Origin of the sequence: Streptomyces coffeae (assembly GCF_016741875.1) — a bacterium.
Classification (GTDB): domain Bacteria; phylum Actinomycetota; class Actinomycetes; order Streptomycetales; family Streptomycetaceae; genus Streptomyces; species Streptomyces coffeae.
In genome coordinates this window covers 95,082-114,208 of record NZ_JAERRF010000002.1, presented here as the reverse complement: position 1 = coordinate 114,208, position 19,127 = coordinate 95,082, and the positions used below count along the sequence as shown (strand labels likewise).

15 protein-coding genes are annotated in these 19,127 nt (G+C 72.2%); 11 read left to right on the top strand and 4 right to left on the bottom strand.

All coding sequences use genetic code 11. The annotated features are described in order from the left end of the window. Window positions 1-20 precede the first annotated feature (20 nt). Window positions 21-3,020 (top strand): alpha-mannosidase, encoded by a 3,000-nt coding sequence (locus tag JK363_RS02885; RefSeq protein WP_201871155.1) that lies wholly within the window; start codon window positions 21-23, stop codon window positions 3,018-3,020. Window positions 3,021-3,178: 158 nt separating this feature from the next. Then, on the top strand, window positions 3,179-4,399 hold the full coding sequence (locus tag JK363_RS02880; RefSeq protein ID WP_201871153.1) for a transglycosylase family protein: 1,221 nt from the start codon (window positions 3,179-3,181) through the stop codon (window positions 4,397-4,399). Window positions 4,400-4,523: 124 nt separating this feature from the next. On the opposite strand, the gene JK363_RS02875 is transcribed toward JK363_RS02880, so the two are convergent. Both JK363_RS02875 and JK363_RS02870 read right to left on the bottom strand, forming a co-directional pair. Further along, a complete protein-coding gene (locus JK363_RS02875; RefSeq protein ID WP_201871151.1) occupies window positions 4,524-5,438 on the bottom strand; it encodes an SDR family oxidoreductase in 915 nt (304 codons plus the stop codon). After that, the gene (locus tag JK363_RS02870) at window positions 5,435-6,268 is read right to left on the bottom strand and encodes an SDR family oxidoreductase (RefSeq protein WP_201871149.1); all 834 of its coding nucleotides are present in this window, start codon (window positions 6,266-6,268) and stop codon (window positions 5,435-5,437) included. The genes JK363_RS02875 and JK363_RS02870 overlap by 4 nt, the downstream gene beginning before the upstream one ends. A gap of 86 nt (window positions 6,269-6,354) precedes the next feature. Between JK363_RS02870 and JK363_RS02865 the strand changes: the two genes are divergently transcribed. The 6 genes from JK363_RS02865 (at window position 6,355) to JK363_RS02840 (ending at window position 12,550) form a co-directional block, all read left to right on the top strand. After that, a complete protein-coding gene (locus JK363_RS02865; RefSeq protein ID WP_201871147.1) occupies window positions 6,355-7,110 on the top strand; it encodes an enoyl-CoA hydratase family protein in 756 nt (251 codons plus the stop codon). 8 nt (window positions 7,111-7,118) lie between these two features. After that, window positions 7,119-7,979 carry a CoA transferase subunit A gene (locus tag JK363_RS02860; protein WP_236075521.1) on the top strand — a complete coding sequence of 287 codons (861 nt, stop codon included), beginning with the start codon at window positions 7,119-7,121 and terminating at the stop codon, window positions 7,977-7,979. Further along, on the top strand, window positions 7,976-8,716 hold the full coding sequence (locus JK363_RS02855) for a CoA-transferase subunit beta (protein WP_201871146.1): 741 nt from the start codon (window positions 7,976-7,978) through the stop codon (window positions 8,714-8,716). The genes JK363_RS02860 and JK363_RS02855 overlap by 4 nt, the downstream gene beginning before the upstream one ends. After that, window positions 8,716-9,762 (top strand): NAD(P)H-dependent flavin oxidoreductase, encoded by a 1,047-nt coding sequence (locus JK363_RS02850; RefSeq protein WP_201871145.1) that lies wholly within the window; start codon window positions 8,716-8,718, stop codon window positions 9,760-9,762. The genes JK363_RS02855 and JK363_RS02850 overlap by 1 nt, the downstream gene beginning before the upstream one ends. A gap of 196 nt (window positions 9,763-9,958) precedes the next feature. Then, window positions 9,959-11,458, top strand: a complete 1,500-nt coding sequence (locus JK363_RS02845; protein ID WP_201871140.1) for a glutamate synthase subunit beta — start codon at window positions 9,959-9,961, stop codon at window positions 11,456-11,458. A gap of 99 nt (window positions 11,459-11,557) precedes the next feature. After that, window positions 11,558-12,550, top strand: a complete 993-nt coding sequence (locus tag JK363_RS02840) for an MBL fold metallo-hydrolase (RefSeq protein ID WP_201871138.1) — start codon at window positions 11,558-11,560, stop codon at window positions 12,548-12,550. A gap of 39 nt (window positions 12,551-12,589) precedes the next feature. Here the strand turns inward: JK363_RS02840 and JK363_RS02835 are convergent, their stop codons facing one another. Beyond that, complete coding sequence (locus JK363_RS02835; protein ID WP_307821574.1) at window positions 12,590-12,898, bottom strand: DUF7677 family protein; 309 nt, start codon at window positions 12,896-12,898, stop codon at window positions 12,590-12,592. A 7-nt stretch (window positions 12,899-12,905) separates the two neighbouring features. Next, the gene (locus JK363_RS02830) at window positions 12,906-13,295 is read right to left on the bottom strand and encodes a MerR family transcriptional regulator (protein WP_201871134.1); all 390 of its coding nucleotides are present in this window, start codon (window positions 13,293-13,295) and stop codon (window positions 12,906-12,908) included. Window positions 13,296-13,361: 66 nt separating this feature from the next. On the opposite strand from JK363_RS02830, the gene JK363_RS02825 reads away from it, so the two are divergent. The 3 genes from JK363_RS02825 (at window position 13,362) to JK363_RS02815 (ending at window position 18,823) form a co-directional block, all read left to right on the top strand. Next, window positions 13,362-14,465 carry an alkene reductase gene (locus JK363_RS02825; protein WP_201871132.1) on the top strand — a complete coding sequence of 368 codons (1,104 nt, stop codon included), beginning with the start codon at window positions 13,362-13,364 and terminating at the stop codon, window positions 14,463-14,465. A 312-nt stretch (window positions 14,466-14,777) separates the two neighbouring features. Beyond that, window positions 14,778-17,366: a hypothetical protein gene (locus JK363_RS02820; protein ID WP_201871130.1), complete on the top strand. Its 2,589-nt coding sequence runs from the start codon at window positions 14,778-14,780 to the stop codon at window positions 17,364-17,366. After that, window positions 17,363-18,823, top strand: coding sequence for a DUF2201 family putative metallopeptidase (locus JK363_RS02815; RefSeq protein WP_201871128.1), 1,461 nt, complete (start codon window positions 17,363-17,365; stop codon window positions 18,821-18,823). Before JK363_RS02820 ends, JK363_RS02815 begins: the two co-directional genes overlap by 4 nt. Window positions 18,824-19,127 lie beyond the last annotated feature (304 nt).

The window sequence follows — 19,127 nt, the reverse complement described above, 5'->3', positions numbered from 1 at the left end:
CAGTCAAGGAGTCCTGCCCCATGCACAGCGACCGTGCCGTCACCGAAGCCCGGCTCAAGCGCGTCCTGGAGGAGCGCATCCGCCCGGCGGTCCACCCCGAGTCCGTACCGCTCGAGACCGGGATCTGGAACGCCCCGGGCGAACCGGTGCCCGTGGCCGAGGGGCTGGCCGCGCCCCGTACCCCCATCGCGGTCGGCGCGGCTTGGGGCCCGCCGTGGGGCACCAGCTGGTTCACGGTGCGCGGCACGGTCCCGGAGGCGTGGGCGGGCCGGACCGTGGAGGCGGTGCTGGATCTGGGCTTCGACGAGAACATGCCGGGCTTCCAGTGCGAGGGCCTGGTCTACCGGCCGGACGGCTCCCCGGTGAAGGGGCTCAATCCGCGCAATCAGTGGGTGCGGGTGGGGTCCCCGGTGGTGGGCGGCGAGGCGGTGGTGCTGCATATCGAGGCCGCCTCCAACCCGGTGCTGCTGGACTATCACCCCTTCCAGCCGACCGAGCTGGGCGATCCGGAGACGGCGGGCAGCGAACCGCAGTACCGGCTGGCCCGGATGGACCTCGCGGTGTTCGACGAGACGGTGTGGGAGCTGGTGCAGGACCTGGAGGTGCTGGGCGAGCTGATGGCGGAGCTGTCCCCCGACACCCCGCGCCGCTGGGAGATCCTGCGCGCGGTCGAACGGGCCCTGGACGCCGTGGACTTGCAGGATGTGGGCGGTACGGCGGCACGCGCCCGGGAGCTGCTGGCGGGGGTGCTGGCGGCCCCCGCCCACGCCTCGGCGCACCGGATCAGCGCGGTGGGGCACGCCCATATCGACTCGGCGTGGCTCTGGCCTTTGCGCGAGACGGTGCGCAAGGTGGCCCGCACCACCGCGAACATGACGGCGCTGCTGGAGGACGAGCCGGACTTCGTCTACGCGATGTCGCAGGCGCAGCAGTTCGCCTGGATCAAGGAGCACCGGCCGGAGGTGTACGCCCGGGTCAAGAAGGCCGTGGCGGAGGGCCGGTTTGTCCCCGTGGGCGGAATGTGGGTGGAGTCGGACACCAATATGCCGGGGTCGGAGGCGCTGGCCCGGCAGTTTGTGCACGGCAAGCGGTTCTTCCTGGAGGAGTTCGGGATCGAGACCGAGGAGGTGTGGCTGCCGGACACCTTCGGCTACTCCGCCGCCCTGCCGCAGTTGGTCAAGCAGGCGGGGGCGAAGTGGTTCCTCACCCAGAAGATCTCCTGGAGCCAGACCAACACCTTCCCCCATCACACCTTCTGGTGGGAGGGGCTGGACGGTACCCGGGTGTTCAGCCACTTCCCGCCGATCGACACCTACAACGCGCAGCTGTCGGGGAAGGAGGTCGCGCACGCGGTCCGCAACTTCCGGGAGAAGGGTTCCGCGGGGCGTTCGCTGGCGCCCACCGGCTGGGGCGACGGCGGCGGGGGCACCACCCGCGAGATGGTGGCGCGGGCCAGGCGGCTGGCGGACCTGGAGGGTTCGGCGAAGGTCGTCTTCGAGCGCCCGTCGGCGTTCTTCGAGAAGGCGCGGGCGGAGTACGCACACGCCCCGGTGTGGGTGGGCGAACTCTATCTGGAGCTGCACCGGGCCACGCTGACCAGCCAGGCCAGGACCAAGCAGGGCAACCGGCGCAGTGAGCATCTGCTGCGTGAGGCGGAGCTGTGGGCGGCGACGGCCGCGGTGCGCACCGGGTTCCGCTATCCGTACGAGGAGCTGGACCGGCTGTGGAAGACGGTGCTGCTGCATCAGTTCCACGACATCCTGCCGGGGTCGTCGATCGCCTGGGTGCACCGGGAGGCGGAGCGGACCTACGCCCGGGTTGCCCGGGAACTGGAGGTGATCGTCACCGAGGCGCTGGCCACGCTCTCGGACGGCGTCAGCGGTGCCGAGCTGGTGTTCAACGCGGCGCCGCATGAGCGGGGCGGGGTTCCGGCGGGCGGTGCCGCGCCCGCGCGGCCGGGCGCGGGAGCGCCGGTGACCGCCGAACCGCGCGAGGGCGGTGGCTTTGTGCTCGACAACGGGCTGCTGCGGATCGGTATCGACGGCCGCGGTCTGGTGGTGTCGGTATACGACCTCACCGCGGACCGCGAGACGGTGACCCCCGGGCAGGCGGCCAACCTCCTCCAACTGCACCCGGACTTCCCGAACATGTGGGACGCCTGGGATGTCGACCACTTCTACCGGAACACCGTCACCGATCTCACGGATGTGCGGGAGCTGGTGTGGGCGGACGGTGCGGTGCGGGTGGTGCGGGCCTTCGGATCCTCTCGGGTCGAGCAGCGGCTGACGCTTCCGGAAGGCGCGCGGCGGCTGGAGATCGACACGGAGGTGGACTGGCACGAGACGGAGAAGTTCCTCAAGGCCGCGTTCCCACTGGATGTACGCAGTGACCGGATCGCCGCCGAGACCCAGTTCGGCCATCTGTACCGGCCCACCCACACCAACACCAGCTGGGACGCCGCGAAGTTCGAGGCGTGCCAGCACCGCTTCGTCCACATCGAGGAGCCGGGGTGGGGTGCCGCGCTGGTCAATGACTCGACCTACGGCTACGACGTCACGCGTACGGCGCACACCACCACCGTCCGGCTGTCGCTGCTCCGCGCCCCTCGCTTCCCGGATCCGCGCACCGACCAGGGGACGCACCGCTTCCGTTACGCGCTGGTGCCGGGGGCGGCGATCGGGGACGCGGTGCGGGAGGGGTACCGGATCAATCTGCCCGAGCGGCGGGTGCCGGGCGGTGCGGCCGTGGCGCCACTGGTGTCGGTCGAGGACGACGCCGTGGTCGTGACCGCGATCAAGCTGGCCGACGACGGCAGCGGCGATGTGGTGGTGCGGCTGCACGAGTCGCGCGGCGGCCGGGTGCGCACCCGGCTGACCGCCGGATTCCCCGTGTCCGGCGCCGTGTTCTGCGATCTGCTGGAGCGGCCGACCGGACCGGCCGAGCTCCAGGGCCCGCACTGCCCGCTTGCGCTCCGCCCGTTCGAGATCGTCACCCTGCGTCTCTCTCGCACCACCGAATGAAATAATGTGACACACATCACATGACCCGGGGAGGGTCGCAGCACAGCGCGGTGCGGCTCTCTTTCCGGGTCAACTCCCTCTTGTTGTGGCCGAATCGGGCCCTTATGTTTGGCGCGCCCGGCAGCTCGCCGCACTGGCAGCAGGAGAAGGAGCCGTCCATGCCCTTACGGGGACGCCACCGCCGTCCGAAGCCCCGCCGCATCTCCCGTGCCTCGCTGAGCGTCACGGCGGGCGGCGCCGGTATCGCCGCCCTGCCACTGGTCGGCGCCACGGGCGCGCACGCGGCCTCGGAGGGGACCTGGGACAAGGTCGCCCGGTGCGAGTCCACCAACACCTGGGACATCAACACCGGCAACGGCTTCTACGGCGGACTCCAGTTCACCCAGAGCACCTGGAAGGCGTACGGCGGAACCGCCTATGCGGCACGGGCCGATCTGGCCACCAGGAACCAGCAGATCGCCGTCGCGGAGAAGGTGCTCGACGCCCAGGGCCCCGGGGCCTGGCCGGTCTGTTCCGGCACGGCCGGGCTGACCCGGGAGGCCGCCGCGCCCCGGAGCGCTCCCGAGGCTCTCACGGCGTCCGCGCAGAAGACCAAGCAGAGCAAGCCCACGCCCACCCGGCTGCCCGGCCAGGCACCGTCCGGGTCCGGCCGCTATGTGGTCGTCAGCGGCGACTCGCTCTCGCGGATCGCCAACGACCAGAATGTGCAGGGCGGTTGGCGGACGCTGTACGAGACCAACCGGGAGACCATCGGCGGCGATCCGGATCTGATCTATCCCGGTCAGAAACTGGCCTTGAGCGGCAGTGGCCAGACCGCGCCGAAGAAGACCGCGCCAAAGGCGGACACCACACCGAAGGCCAAGCCGAAGCCGAAGCCCGAGACCCACCACAAGGCCAAGCCCAAGCCACGGCCGCATCCCCAGAAGCAGCACTCCAGCCACCACCGGTCCGCCGCCAAGCCCGCCACCGGCTCGGGGTTCACCGCGCCGGTCAGCGGCGTCAGCCCGACCACCTCCTACCGGGCATCCGGTTCCAGCTGGTCCAGCGGCCATCACACGGGTGTGGACTTCCCCGTGGGCGTGGGCACCTCGGTGAAGGCTGTCACCACCGGCCGGGTGGTCTCGGCGGGCTGGGCCGACGCGTACGGCTACGAGGTGGTGATCCGCCACCCGGACGGCAGATACAGCCAGTACGCCCATCTCTCCCAGCTATCGGTGCGGGCCGGACAGAGCGTCAACGGCGGTCAGCAGATCGGCCGTTCCGGTTCGACGGGCAACACCACCGGTCCGCATCTCCACTTCGAGATCCGCACCGGCCCCGGCTACGGCTCCGACATCAACCCGCTCTCCTATCTGCGCGCCCACGGCGTCAGCGTCTGAAGACACCTCCCGCCTTATTCGCACAGGCCGCTCACGCTGCTGGGCCGGACGCAGCATCTTCCCGCCGAACAGCGCCCGGTGGAAGCGGGCCAGAATTACGAGGGCCCTTGGCTGAAACAGGACGTCAGAAGGCCCCGTACACCGGCTCCGGCGGCTCGGCGGCGGCGAGCAGGTCTCCCGCGGCCTCGCCCGCCTCGGCGGGGGTCCAGCGGGCGCCCTTGTCGGCGGTCGGCCCCCGGCGCCAGCCGTCCATGACGGTGATGCGCCCGCCGTCGGCCTCGAAGACCCGGCCGGTGACCCCGGCACAGGCGGCGGAGCCGAGCCAGACGACGAGCGGTGAGACGTTCGCGGGGGCCATGGCGTCGAAGGCGCCGGGCTCGCCGGGGGCGGCCATGGTGTCGGCGAAGGTGGTCTCCGTCATCCGGGTGCGGGCTGCCGGGGCCACGGCGTTGACCTGGATGCCGTAGCGGTCCAGTTCGGCCGCGGCGACGAGGGTGAGACCGAGGATTCCGGCCTTGGCCGCCGCGTAGTTGCCCTGGCCGACGCTGCCCATGAGCCCCGCCCCGGAGCTGGTGTGGACGACGCGGGCGGCCGGTGTGCGCCCGGCCTTGGTCTCGGCGCGCCAGTGCGCGGCGGCGTACCGCAGCGGCAGAAAGTGGCCCCTGAGGTGGACGCGGATCACCGCGTCCCAGTCGTCCTCGCCGAGGTTGACAAGCATCCGGTCGCGGAGGAAACCGGCGTTGCTGACGAGGGTGTCGAGCCGACCGTAGGTGTCGAGGGCGGCGGCGACCAGGGAGGCGGCCCCGTCGGCGGTGGCGATGTCCGCGGTGTGGGTGATGGCCTCGCCGCCCGCGGCCCGGATCTCCGCCACGACCTCCCGGGCCGGGTCCGCCGACCGGCCGGCGCCGTCCGGGCCCGCGCCGAGGTCGTTGACGACGACCTTCGCGCCCTCGGCGGCGAAGGCGAGGGCGTGGGCGCGGCCGAGGCCGCGACCCGCTCCGGTGACGACAGCGACGCGTCCGCCGCACAGTCCGCTCATCTCACTCCTCCTGGATGGTCGGGTCCTGGGTGCTCGTTCAAGGTGGTGGGGTCGTCCGCGTTCGCCGTGGCGGCGTCGAGGAAGGCCGGGCGCTCCCCGCCGCCGTGCACGGCGAGGCTCGCGCCGGTGATGTAGCGGGCGAGGGAGGAGGCGAGGAAGACACAGGCGTCACCGGCCTCGGCGGGTTCGGCCAGCCGTCCGAGGGGCACGGTGCGGCCGACGGCGGCGACGCCGTCCGCGTCCCCGTAGTGCAGATGCGACAGTTCGGTGCGGACCATGCCGAGGACGAGGGTGTTGACCCGCACCGTCGGGGCCCATTCCACGGCCAGGGTGCGGGCGAGGTTCTCCAGGCCCGCCTTGGCCGCCCCGTAGGCGGCGGTGCCCGGGGAAGGCCGGGTTCCGCTGACACTGCCGACCATCACGATGGAACCGCCGGCGCGCTGTTGGCGCATCATCCCGTGGGCGGCGAGGGCGACGGTCATGGGCGCGGTCAGGTTCAGTTCCAGGACACGGGCGGCGCGGCGCGCACCGGTGGCGGCGATCAGCCCGTAGGGACTGCCCCCGGCGTTGTTGACCAGGAGGTCGAGATGTCCGTACGTGTCACGCAGCCCGTTGAAGAAGCCGTCGACGGCATCGGCGTCACGGACGTCGAGCGGCCGGAAACGCGCGGTGCGCCCGGCGGCCCGGACCGGGGAGCCGGGGGCGCGGCGGGCGCACACCACCACCTCGGCCCCGGCGGTGAGCAGGGACCGCGCAATGCCCGCCCCGACACCGCGCGTTCCTCCGGTGACCACGGCGACCTGCCCGGCGAGGTCGATGGTGACGGCCACACGACACCTCCCGCTCTGCGGTGAGCACTGCTACCTTCTACCTGCTCGCCTAACAAATGTTTGGTGGAAAGGTAGCGGATCTGCTCATGGGTGTCTCCACCACCGCCCCGGAAGCGGGCGTCGCCGTTGTCACCGTGGACTTCCCACCCGTCAACGCCCTTCCCGTGCACGGCTGGTACGCGCTGGCCGCGGCCGTGCGCACCGCGGGCACCGACCCTGAAGTGCGCTGTGTGGTCCTCACCGCCGAGGGCCGGGGGTTCAACGCGGGCGTGGACATCAAGGAGATGCAGCGCACCGAGGGATACGGGGCGCTCCTCGGCGCCAACCGCGGCTGCGCCGAGGCGTTCGCCGCCGTCTACGACTGCCCGGTGCCGGTCGTCGCGGCCGTACAGGGCTTCTGTCTCGGCGGCGGCATCGGCCTGGTGGGCAACGCGGACGCGATCGTGGCGAGCGAGGACGCGGCCTTCGGCCTGCCGGAGCTGGACCGCGGCGCGCTGGGGGCGGCCACCCACCTGGCCCGGCTGGTACCGCAGCATCTGATGCGGGCGCTGTACTACACCGCGCGCACCGCCACCGCCGAGGAACTGCACCGGCACGGCTCGGTGTGGCGGGTGGTGCCGCGCACCGGACTGCGCGCCGCGGCGCTGGAGCTGGCCCGGGAGATCGCCGCCAAGGACGGCGCACTGCTGCGGCTGGCCAAGACCGCGATCAACGGTATCGACCCGGTCGATGTGCACCGCAGTTACCGCTTCGAGCAGGGATTCACCTTCGAGGCGAACCTCGGCGGGCTCTCCGACCGGCACCGGGACGCCTTCCTCGCAGGGGGCGGTGAGCGGCGGTGAGGCCGGGCATGGACAAGCGGATGGGCGCGGCGGAGGCGGTCAGCCGGATCGAGAGCGGCATGACGGTCGGTATCGGCGGCTGGGGTTCCCGGCGCAAGCCGATGGCACTGGTGCGGGCCCTGCTGCGCACGGATGTCACCGATCTGACGGTGGTCTCCTTCGGCGGTCCGGACGTGGGGCTGCTGGCCGCCGCCGGGAAGATCCGCAAGCTGGTCACCGCGTTCGCGACCCTGGACTCGATCCCCCTGGAGCCGCACTTCCGGGCGGCGCGCGAGCGCGGCACCCTCGAACTGGTCGAGCTGGACGAGGCAATGGTCATGTGGGGGCTGACCGCCGCGGTGCACCGGCTGCCGTTCCTGCCCGTCCGCGCGGGCCTCGGCTCGGACGTGATGACGGTCAACCCCGCGCTGCGGACGGTCCGTTCGCCGTACGAGGACGGCGAGGAGCTGGTGGCGGTACCGGCGCTGCGGCTGGACGTGGCGCTGGTGCACCTCAACCGCGCGGACGCCGCGGGCAACGGCCAGTACCTGGGCCCCGATCCGTACTTCGACGACCTGTTCTGCGAGGCGGCGGAGCGGGCGTATGTCTCCTGTGAACGCGTCGTCGGGACGGCGGAGTTCGGGGCGGCGGGCGGCCCGCAGACACTGCTGGTCGCCCGGCACAGTGTGACCGGTGTGATCGAGGCTCCGCACGGCGCCCACTTCACCTCCTGCGCCCCCGACTACGGGCGCGACGAGGCGTTCCAGAGCGCGTACGCCAAGGCCGCCGCCGACCCCGGGGCATGGCGGGAGTTCAGCGCGCGGTTCCTGTCCGGGGACGAGGACGCGTACCGGGCCGCGGTGGCGGACTTCGGGAGGGAGGGCCGATGACCGGGGGTGTGAGCCGCGCCGAGACGTGTGTGGTGGCGTGCGCGGAGGCGTGGCGGGGCGACGGCGAGATCCTGGCCGCGCCGATGGGCGTGGTGCCCCGGATCGGCGCACGGCTGGCCAGGCTCACCTTCGCACCCGGTCTGCTGCTGACCGACGGCGAGGCGATGCTCATCGGCGACGACCCGGAGGTGGTGGAGGGCTGGCTGCCGTACCGCCGCCATCTGGCGCTGGTCAGCGGTGGCAAACGCCATGTGATGATGGGCGCGAGCCAGCTCGACCGCCACGGCAACCAGAACATCTCGTGTGTCGGCGACTGGAAGCGGCCCCGGCGACAGTTGCTGGGCGTGCGCGGAGCCCCCGTCAACACCCTGAACAACCCAACGAGTTACTGGGTTCCCCGACACTCCCGACGGGTGTTCGTGTCACGCGTGGACATGGTCTGCGGTGTCGGCTACGACCGGGCGGAGGCCGCCGGGCCGTCGGCGAGCCGCTTCCACGACCTGCGGCGCGTGGTGACCGATCTCGCCATCCTGGACTTCGCCACCCCCGACCGCACCCTGCGGGTGTGCTCCCTGCACCCGGGGGTGACCGCGGATCAGGTACGGGAGGCCACCGGCTTCCCGCTGACCATCGCCGACGACGTCCCCCGCACCCGTGAGCCGAGTGAGACCGAGCTGCGGCTGATCCGGGAGGTCATCGATCCCGAGGGGCTGCGCGAGCGGGAGGTGCCGTCCTGATGGACACCGCGCTCACCGCGCTCACCGGCGTCCGCCATCCGATCGTCCAGACCGGTATGGGGTGGGTGGCCGGGCCCCGGCTGGTGTCCGCCGTGGCCGACGCCGGGGCGCTGGGCATCCTCGCCTCCGCCACCATGTCCCCGGACCGGCTGCGGGCCGCGGTACGGGAGGTCGCCTCGCGCACCGACGCGCCGTTCGGCGTCAATCTGCGGGCCGACGCGGGCGACGCCGCGGAGCGGGTGCGGATCATCATCGAGGAGGGCGTACGGGTGGCGTCCTTCGCACTGGCCCCCACCCGCGAGCTGATCGCCCGGCTGAAGGACGCGGGCGTGGTTGTCATCCCGTCGGTCGGCGCGCGGCGGCACGCGGAGAAGGTGGCGGCCTGGGGCGCGGACGCGGTGGTGGTGCAGGGCGGCGAGGGCGGCGGACACACCGGTGAGGTGGCCACCAGTGTGCTGCTCCCCCAGGTCGTGGACGCGGTGGACATCCCGGTAGTAGCCGCGGGCGGCTTCCACGACGGACGGGGTCTGGTGGCCGCGCTCGCCTACGGGGCGGCCGGGATCGCGATGGGCACCCGCTTCCTGCTGACCTCCGACAGCACGGTGCCGGACGCGGTGAAGGCCCGCTATCTGGCCGCCGCGGTCACCGATGTCACCGTCACCACGGCAGTGGACGGACTGCCGCACCGGATGCTCCGCAGCGAGCTCGTCGACGCCCTGGAGCGCTCCGGGCGCGCGGCCGCCCTCGTCCGCGCCGTGCGCCACGCCGCCGCCTTCCGGCGGCTGTCCGGGATGGGCTGGGCGCGGATGGCGCGCGACGGGCTGGCCATGCGCCGCGGCCGGGAGCTCACCTGGAGCCAGGTGCTGCTGGCCGCCACCACCCCGATGCTGCTGAAGGCGTCGATGGTGGACGGGCGGACCGACACCGGGGTGATGGCCTCGGGCCAGGTGGCGGGGGTGATCGACGATCTGCCGTCCTGCGCGGAGCTGGTGGACCGGGTGATGGCACAGGCGGAGGCGGTACGCGCCCGACTGCCGGTCGGGTAGCGGTCCGCCCTGCCCGGTCATGGCGGCGGTCCGGAACACCCTGGTCAGCCCGTGGACGGCGGTCCGGCCCTGTTGTGCGGCACCGGTCGTACAGTGGGGAGAAGCGCGTGACGGCGCCGTGCGTCGCCGCCACGCCGGGAGCCCGGTGGACCGGGCCCTCCCTGGCCAGACCATGACAGGGGTAACGGAGGCCGTCATGGCCGACCCGAAGGGTTTTCTCACCACACCGCGCCGCCTTCCGCCGCGCCGCCCCGTGCCCGAGCGGGTGCGGGACTGGGACGAGGTCTACGAGCCCGGCGGACTGCTGCCGATCATCAGCGCCCAGGCGGATCGCTGTATGGACTGCGGTGTCCCGTTCTGCCACCAGGGCTGTCCGCTGGGCAATCTCATACCCGAGTGGAACGACCTGGTCTCGCGGGGCGACTGGCTGCGGGCGATCGAGCGGCTGCACGCCACCAACAACTTCCCGGAGTTCACCGGGCGGCTGTGCCCGGCCCCGTGCGAGAGCGCGTGTGTGCTCGCCATCAACCAGCCCGCGGTCACCATCAAGAACGTCGAGGTCGCCATCGCCGACCGGGCGTGGGAGAGCGGCCGCGTCCCGCACCGGCCCCCGGAGCGGCTGACCGGCCGGACCGTCGCCGTGATCGGCTCGGGCCCCGCGGGACTTGCCGCGGCCCAGCAGCTGACGCGGGCGGGCCACACCGTGGCGGTGTACGAGCGGGATGACCGGGCGGGCGGTCTGCTGCGCTACGGCATCCCCGCGTTCAAGATGGAGAAGCACCACCTGGACCGGCGGCTGGCGCAGATGTGCGCCGAGGGCACCAAGTTCCGTACCGGGGTGGGCGTGGGTACCGATGTGGACGCCGCCGAACTCAGGTCCCGTTACGACGCGCTGGTGATCGCGGTGGGCGCGCGGGCCTGGCGGGAGCTGCCGGTGCCCGGTCGGGAGCTGGCCGGGATTCATCAGGCGATGGAGTTCCTGCCGATGGCCAATCGGGTCCAGGAGGGCGACTACCTCCGGCCGCCGATCACCGCCGAGGGCAAGCATGTCGTGATCGTCGGCGGCGGGGACACCGGCGCCGACTGTCTGGGCACCGTACTGCGGCAGGGCGCCGCCTCGGTGACCCAGCTGGACATCCACCCCCGGCCGGGCGAGGAGCGGGACGAGGGCGAGCCCTGGCCCACCTACCCCAAGATCTACCGGTTGTCCGCGGCGCATGAGGAGGCGGAAGAGCTGGCGGCCGCCCCGGAGGCGGACGTGGACGCCCGGGTGTTCTCGGCCACCACCGTCCGCTTCGAGGGCACCGCGCCGAACGCGGCGCGGCCGCACGGCAGCGTCCGGGCGCTACGGCTGGTCGGGGCGGAGTGCGAGGGGCGGCCGGAGCCGGGTGGCGAGCGGGTGCTCCGCGCCGATCTGGTGCTGCTCGCGCTGGGGTTCCGCGGTCCGGAGCGGGACGGCCTCTTCGATCAGCTCGGGCTGGAGGTCGACGCCCGGGGGAACATCGCCCGCGATGCGGACTTCGGTGCCGGGGCGGACGGGGTCTTCGTGGCCGGGGACGCGGGCCGTGGCCAGTCGCTGGTCGTCTGGGCGATCGCCGAGGGCCGGTCGGCCGCGGCGGCCGTGGACCGCTATCTGACGGGGTCCACGACCCTCCCGGCGCCGGTCGAACCGGCCGACCGGCCCCTCACGGCATGACGGCCGCGACGGCATGACCATCCCGATGGAGCGATGACGCGATGGCGGGATGGCGCGATGTGTCCGTCGTCCGGCGCGGCACCCGGAATACTGGCGTCCATGCTCTCGCAGTCGCCGCTCATCGCCCTCGCCGACGGAGTCCACCTGTGGTCCCCCACACCGAGCACCGGATGGGGGCTGGCCAACTGCGGTCTGATCGTCTCCCCCGACGGCACCGCCGCCTGGGTGGACACCCCCTACGACCGCCGGATGGCCCTGGACTTCCTGGAGCTCAGCCGGACCCTGCTGCCCGACGGCGGCCGTATCGACCGGGTGATCGTCACCCATGCCAACGGTGACCACCTGTGGGGCGCGGAGGTGCTGCCGGATCCGGAGGTCGTGGCCACCCGTGAGGCGCTCGGCCATATCGCCTGGGAGCCGGAGCCACGGCAGTTGCACGCCCTGGTGCACGGCAGCGATCCGGCGACACCGCTCGGCTGGTACCTCCAGCGCCACTTCGGACGGTTCGACTGGTCCGCCACCGATGTGGTCGAGCCCACGCTGACGTTCACCGGTGAACTCGATCTGCGTATCGGGCAGGTGCCGGTCCAGCTGTACGCACTGCCCTCCGCCCACACCACCGGCGATCTGATCGCCTATCTGCCACAGCAGCGCGTGGCGTTCACCGGCGATGTCATCTTCGCCTCCGGTCCGGATGACCCCGGCGACCACGCGGTGCACTGGGCCGGCCCGCTCAGCCAGGTGATCGCCGCCTGTGAACGGGTGCTGGCCACCGGGGCGGAGATCATCGTCCCCGGCCACGGTCCGGTGCTCGACCCGGAGGGCGTCCGCGGCCATATCCGCTATCTCGAGCACCTCCGTGATCGCGCCCATCAGCTGCATACGGCCGGAGTCCCCGCCCTGGACGCGGCCCGCACACTCATCGCCGAGAACACCTTTCCGCGGCTGGGGCTGCCCGAACGGATGGTCATCACGGTGGCCACCGAATACCGCCACCTCGACGGTGCGGCGGACAGTCCGGACATCCTCTCCGTCATGGCCGATCTCGCCCAGGTCGCCTGGGAGCGGCGGGAGGTGACGGTGGCGGACTGAAGCGTATTGCCGAAGGCTGCGACCCGGCCCGTGACGCCGTCAGGGGCCGTGGAGTTCGGTCTCCCACGGCTGAAACGGCGGCTCGACCCGGTAGCCCGGGTCGCAGTGGGCGCGGATCCACTGGGCGGCACGGTACTGCGCCTCTCCGTCGTTCAGCACCTGCCCGTTCTCGTCGAGCCGCAGTACGTTGCCGTAGATCGCGAACACCTGCTCCAGAGCGGAACCGTACTGGAAGAGGGCCGACCGGTAGTCGATACCGTCGAGCAGGTCGACGTCGACGGTGCCGTTCGCGAGGTAGAAGGCGAAGAACCGGAGCGAGGCGCGCACGTCCACGGGAAGGTGTTCCACCGTCCCATCATGCATGTCCTCCGCGGTCCGCCGGACCCGGGGAGTCCGACGCCGTGGCGATCACCTCGTCCAGGACATCGCGTGACCGGATGAGATCGCCGATCGTGCGGTCGATGCGGTCCCGTTCCCCGATGAGTTCGGTGACCAGCCGCTGGGTGGCGATCTCGGACGGGCCGCCGTCCCCGTCCCGCATACAGGGCAGCAGCTGGGCGATCTTCGCGCTGTTCAGCCCCGCGGCCAGCAGCTCCTGGATACGGATGACCCGGTCGACGGCCCAGTCGCCGTATGCGCGGTGGCCGCCTGGGGTGCGCTCCGCCCGCAGCAGTCCCTGTTGTTCGTAGTAGCGCAGCGAACGTTCGCTCACCCCGCTCCGCCGGGCCAGTTCACCGATGCGCATCGTCCCACCTCGCACGCCGACTCACGACTTGAATCTGACACTGATGTCAACTTCTACCGTACCGGCATGACGAACGCCTCAGTGGAGTCCCCGCTTTTCGCCCCCTCCCGCCTCGGCCCCCTGCGTCTGCCCAACCGCCTGGTGATGGCACCACTGACCCGTAACCGGGCAGGAGCCGACGGGGTACCGCAGCCCATGATGACGACGTACTACGCACAGCGCGCCTCGGCGGGGCTGATCATCGCCGAGGCCGCCACGCCGAACGCCGTGGGGCAGACCTATCCCCATATCCCCGGGATCCACACCGGCGCGCAGGTGGCCGGATGGCGGCAGGTGACCGATGCGGTCCGTGCCGCCGGTGGCCGGATGTTCTTGCAGTTGCAGCACGGAGGACGGGTCGGCCACCCCGACACCCACGGCCTGACGCCCGTCGCTCCGTCACCCGTCCCGCTCCCGGAGACCATCCACACCCCGCAAGGACGCCAACCCGCCGTTCTGCCACGGGAGATGACCGCCACCGACATCCGGTCCACCGTGGCCGACTTCGCCTCCGCGGCCACCAATGCCATCGACGCCGGGTTCGAGGGTGTCGAGGTGCACTCGGCCAACGGCCATCTTCTGCACCAGTTCCTGGCCAAGAACACCAACCACCGCACCGACGGCTACGGCGGTCCGGTGTCCGGCCGTATCCGCTTCACCGTCGAGGTGGCCCGGGCCGTCGCCGACGCGATCGGCCCCGAACGGACCGGAGTGCGCATCTCCCCCGGAAACACCGTCAACGGCATCGAGGAGGGCGACACCGACGCGATCTATCCGGCGCTGGTCCGGGCGCTGGCCGGCACCGGCCTGGCCTATCTGCACATCGTGTTCGCCGATCCCGGCCAGCCGCTCTACCGGGACATCCGGCGTGACTGGCCGGGCGCTCTGATCGCCAACCCGGCGCTGGGGCGGGGCCCGCTGCCCGCCGACGGCGGCCGTCACGCGGGCGAACGGCTGCTGGCCGCCGGAGCGGATCTCATCGCGCTCGGCCGCGCGTTCATGGCCAATCCCGACCTGGTCGAACGGCTGCGCATCGACGCACCCCTCAATCCGGTGCGGGACCGGTATGCGATGTACACGGGAGGGGAGACCGGCTACCTCGACTACCCGACCCTGGCGGCCACCTCATGAGAACGCACGCATCGCAGTGCGCAACCCCCTGAGAGAACCTTCTGCTCCTGGCCAAGCGCGCCAACGACCGCGGCGGGAGGAGAAACCGTACGGGGACCGCTCACCCGCGTCAAAGCACACGATTGACCGCAATCCCCGTCGCGCGCACGGGTGTTCCGGAGGGGGACCTCACGGTGTCGTACCCCGCCGATAACGTGTGTGGTGTTGCGGGGGACGACAGGCCACCTGCCGAGGGAGCGTCATGCTCCCCGGCCGGTCGGCCCTGTCCTGGTTCCCCGCGCCCTGTGAGCGCCCACGAGAGGACCAGGCCAGATGACCGGATTGCCGCCCCGACCCGCGTTCGGGCCGCTGCTCGACCGCGGCCGTCCGGAGGATCTGCGGGAGTTGCTCGAGCGGACGCCCGATCTGCTGAAGCCGGTGGTGCGGACGGCCGAGTGGATCCCATCGGCGCTGGTGGACGCGGTGCTGGCGGAGGCCGGACCGTGGCTGGAGCGGCTGGCCGGGAACAAGCAGGCGACGGCGGCCGATGCGGCGCTGCGCGCGCGGCTCGCGGCGTCCGGCCATCCGCTGGTGGCGGCCAAGGCGTTCCACGACGGCTCGTGGACCCTCGCCGAGCTGCGTACCGTCCTGGCGGCGGCGGATCCCGCCGACCGCCTCTGGTTCGACAAACCGGGCCCGGCGGCCGGGCTGCTGACGGTATGGGGCTCCTCGGCCGAGCACCGGCGGCTGGCCCTGCGGGCCGCGGTGGTCTCCCCGTTCCCCGATGTGGTGGCGCACGCCCTGGACGCCCTGTGGCAGGCCGGTGAGCTGACCCGTGGCGAGCGGCTGCGGGGCATGCTCTCCCTCGTCGTCCACGCTGGTTCGGACCGGCTCACAGAGCTGCTGGACGCCGTGGGCGCGCCCGACGGCGGACACGACGAGGAGGACATCGCGCTGGGCCGGGCGGCCGTGGCCGGTCCGGAGGGAGTTGAAGCCCTTCGGACCGCGGTGGAAGCGGCCGAGGGACCGGCAGGGCTGCTGGACGAGGTGTGCGGCCCGCCGCAGGGCGTGCCCGAAGCACTGGGACTGCGCGCCGAGCTGGACTGGTCGGGTCTGGTGCGCGCACATCGCACACGGCCGCTGGCACCGGGAGTGGTGGCCGCGCTGGTCGCCAGAACCGACTGTCCCGCCGAGGCGCTGCCGATGCTGTGCGAGGGGCATCCCGACGCCGCGACGCTGCTGACGGAGCTCGGGCGGCCGGTGCCGCTCGCCGCGCTGGACGCGCTGCCCGCCAAGGAGGCCCGGAAGCTGCTCCCTTCGCTGGTGCGGGAGGGGCTCGGGCGGACCGTGTCCGCCGATGAGTTGCTGGCACTGCGCCCGGCGATGGCGGCGCTGACCTCGGTCCAGCCCATGACGGCCACCCATGAAGGCCGCGAGCGGGCCGCCCAGTTCACCGGGAAGCTGACCGCTCTGGTGGCGGAGAAGCTGGGCGACGACGTGGCCGCCTGGCGCGTGGCACGGGCGCGGCTGGCCCGGTTCCGCGGCACGGTGGCCGAGCTGCTGGACGACGCCGTGGCCAGGGCGGCGCGCGGAGAGGGCGCCGACGGAGCGTGGCCGGAGGCGGCCGAACGACCGGCCTTCACCGAGGCGGTGGTCCCCAAGGGCGCCCGCGCGGCGTTCCTGGTGCTGCTCGACACCGCCGATACCGCGACCCAGTGGCGACTGCTGCCGCATCTGGACGACCGCACCGCGTACGACCTGCTGGTGCTCTGCCGGTTGCGGACCGGATGGCCGGCACGGGCCCTGGCCGCCCCGGGACACCGGGAGCGGGTGCTGCTCTCCCGCCGCCGCGATCTGTCGGCGGAGGCGGTGACGGCGCTGGCGGCCCTGGACGATCCGGCGGTCAACGCGGGTCTGGTCTATCAGCGTGCGGTGACCTGGGAGCAGCGATTGGCGCTGGTCACCGGTAAACCGTTCACACCGGGACGGACCGGTCGGCTGCCGGTCGACGAGGCGTTCCGCGCGGACCTGGAGCGGAGCACCCGCCGGGACCAGAAGGTGTGGTTCGCGCCCTGGACCGCCAGTGGCGACCCGTGGATGACCGGGCACGTCCTGGGCAAGGTCGCGCTGAACTCGCAGCATCTCCAGTGGCGGTTCGCGCTCGGACTGTGGGAGCGCCAGGGGCCGGAGCAGCTCGGGGAGCAGCTTCCGAACTGGTTCCAGCCCACCGTGCGCACCACGGTCGCGGAGCTGCTGGCGGACCCCGACCGGGACGGTGCGCGGGAGCGGCTGCGGGAGCTGGCGCGGAAGGCCGGGTCGGCCAAACAGCTGGCCGGACGGCTGCGCCACCCGACCATCGACCGCACGCTGGACTGGCTGCTGGCCGAGGGGTTCGACTGGGACTGGGACACCCTGCTCACGGAGCATCTGCGCTCCCCGCTGCCCCGCTACTACCTCTCGGAACTGGCCGAACTCGACGGCTGCCCGGAGCTGTTGCGGCTGGCGGTCGGACGGATGTCCCGCTCGGAGCAGACCGCCTACCGGAAGCTGGTGGAGGGCGAGGACCCCTCCCGGGTGCTGGCGAAGGCCACCCTCTCCACACCTGACGACGGGGTGTCCTGGGTGGAGATGGCGATCCGGCGGAAACTGCTCACCCGTGCCGAGGTGGTGGACACCGCCAAGCCCGCCCACTGTGTGCTGGCCCTCGTAGGGGAGGCGGAGAAGCGGGGCGAGGAGGACGGCGGCGGGGAGCACCTCGAGGCTCTGATCCGTCAGCATCTGGACGGCAGCGCGGAGGCGTGGACGCTGGGCTTGCGTCTGCTCCCGGAGTTCACCGGCACCGTACCGGAGTTGCTGCGGACCGCGGGGCTGGCTGCCCTGGCCCCCGTCGGTGCCGGAGCGGGGCGGGAGGACGAGGCGTGACGCAGGTGGCGGGACGGAGTCGGCACGCCCCGGTGCGCCCGGTCGTGGACCTGGCCGACCGGCGGGCCCTGCTGGCCTGTCAGGTGGACGATCCGGAGGTGGCCGAAGAGGGGCGCAGGCTCAAGGAGGCGGCGCTGCTGGACTTCGGGGTCAAGGACAGCGTGGTGTCCTCATGGCTGTTCGCCAAGTGCCACTACCAGATCCCGACGGCCGCGGTGGACACCGCGGCGGTGGTGGCCACCGGCGACGGAAGCTGTCTGCTGCTGTACAACCCCGAGTTCTTCGTGGCCATCGGGGCGAGCGGGGTGCGGTTCGTGCTGTTCCACGAGGCGCGTCATCTGATCCACCGCCATCTGTATGTGGAGGAGGAGCTGCGTGCCGATCCCGTCTTCGATCTGGCGGCGGAAGTGGCCATCAACCATGTGGCACTCATCCGGCTGGGGCGCACGGAGCTGCCGACCCGCGCGGTGCCGGACGGCGAGGGGGGCACCCGGCGGGAGCCGGTGGGTGTCGATCCGCGCGAGGTGCACCGGATGTACCAGACCGATCTGCGGGAGCAGAATCTTCAGCCGCTGTCCTACGAGGACTTCACCGTGACGGATCTGACGATCTACGGGGAGCTGAAGCGGATGCGCAACCCCCCGGTGCCACCGGTGCTGTGCGTCCACATGGGCGCGGGCGGGGACGGGGACGGCCAGAACGGGGTGCCGATGGACCCGGAGACGGTGTCCTCGGTGGTGGACCGGACACTGGCCGAGCTGATGCGCCGGGCGCTGCGCGGTGAAGAGCTCGCCCGCGAGGAGCTGTTGACCCTTGCGGACCGCAGCGCGGACGGCGGTAAGCGGCTGGAGCGGATGTGGGGCCGGATGGGGCTCGGCGCACTGCGCGGCGAGACCCAGCGGACCCGCCGGGTGGAGTGGTGGCGGCGCTGGCTCCACGATGTGCTGGCCTCCAAGCTGCGGGAGGGCGAGCGGCTGATCTATCCGAAGAAGCAGGGGGCGGTGCTGCTGGCGCTCGGCCATGACCCGATGCTGTCCCGGCGCGGTGCCGAGCGCACCAAGGTGGTGGTCGTGGCCCTGGACACCTCGGGGTCGATGCCCCAGGAGGTGGTCGACTGGATCACCTCGCTGGTGGGCCGGACCGAAGGGGTGGAGAGCCACTGGCTGAGCTTCGACGGGACGGTGATGCCCTTCGCTCCCGGGGAGCGGGTGCACGGCGGAGGCGGCACCAGCTTCCAGGCGGTCGTGGACTACGTCGAGGGTCGGCTCGCGGTCAACGGACGGCGGTTCGAGGAAAGCGCCGATGCGGTGATCATGGTCACCGACGGCTACGCCCCCGCGGTCACCCCGGAGCGGCCCGACCGATGGATCTGGCTGATCACCGATGGTGGTGACGACTGGCCGGAGCGGCATGACCCGCCGATGGCATGCCATCGCGTGGTCACCGGCGACAGCTGAACCGAGAGATCTCCCCGCGGCCGTACGCACGGGGACGCAGACAGAACAACCGGAACGGGATGAGGGAACAGGCCACCGTGAGCAGTGTGGACACAACGGCACCCGCGGGGGACGCGGAGGCGGAACAGCGGCAGCCGGCGGCGAAGCGGACCGCCCGCACGAGGGCGAAGACCACCGCGGCGAAGACCACCGGCACGACGACCGCACGTGCCGGAAAGACCAAGGCCGTTGGCCGCGGATCGGCACGGCGCGACAGCGCCGGGGACGGCTGGCGGGCCACCGCCACCTACCCCGAACCGCCCCG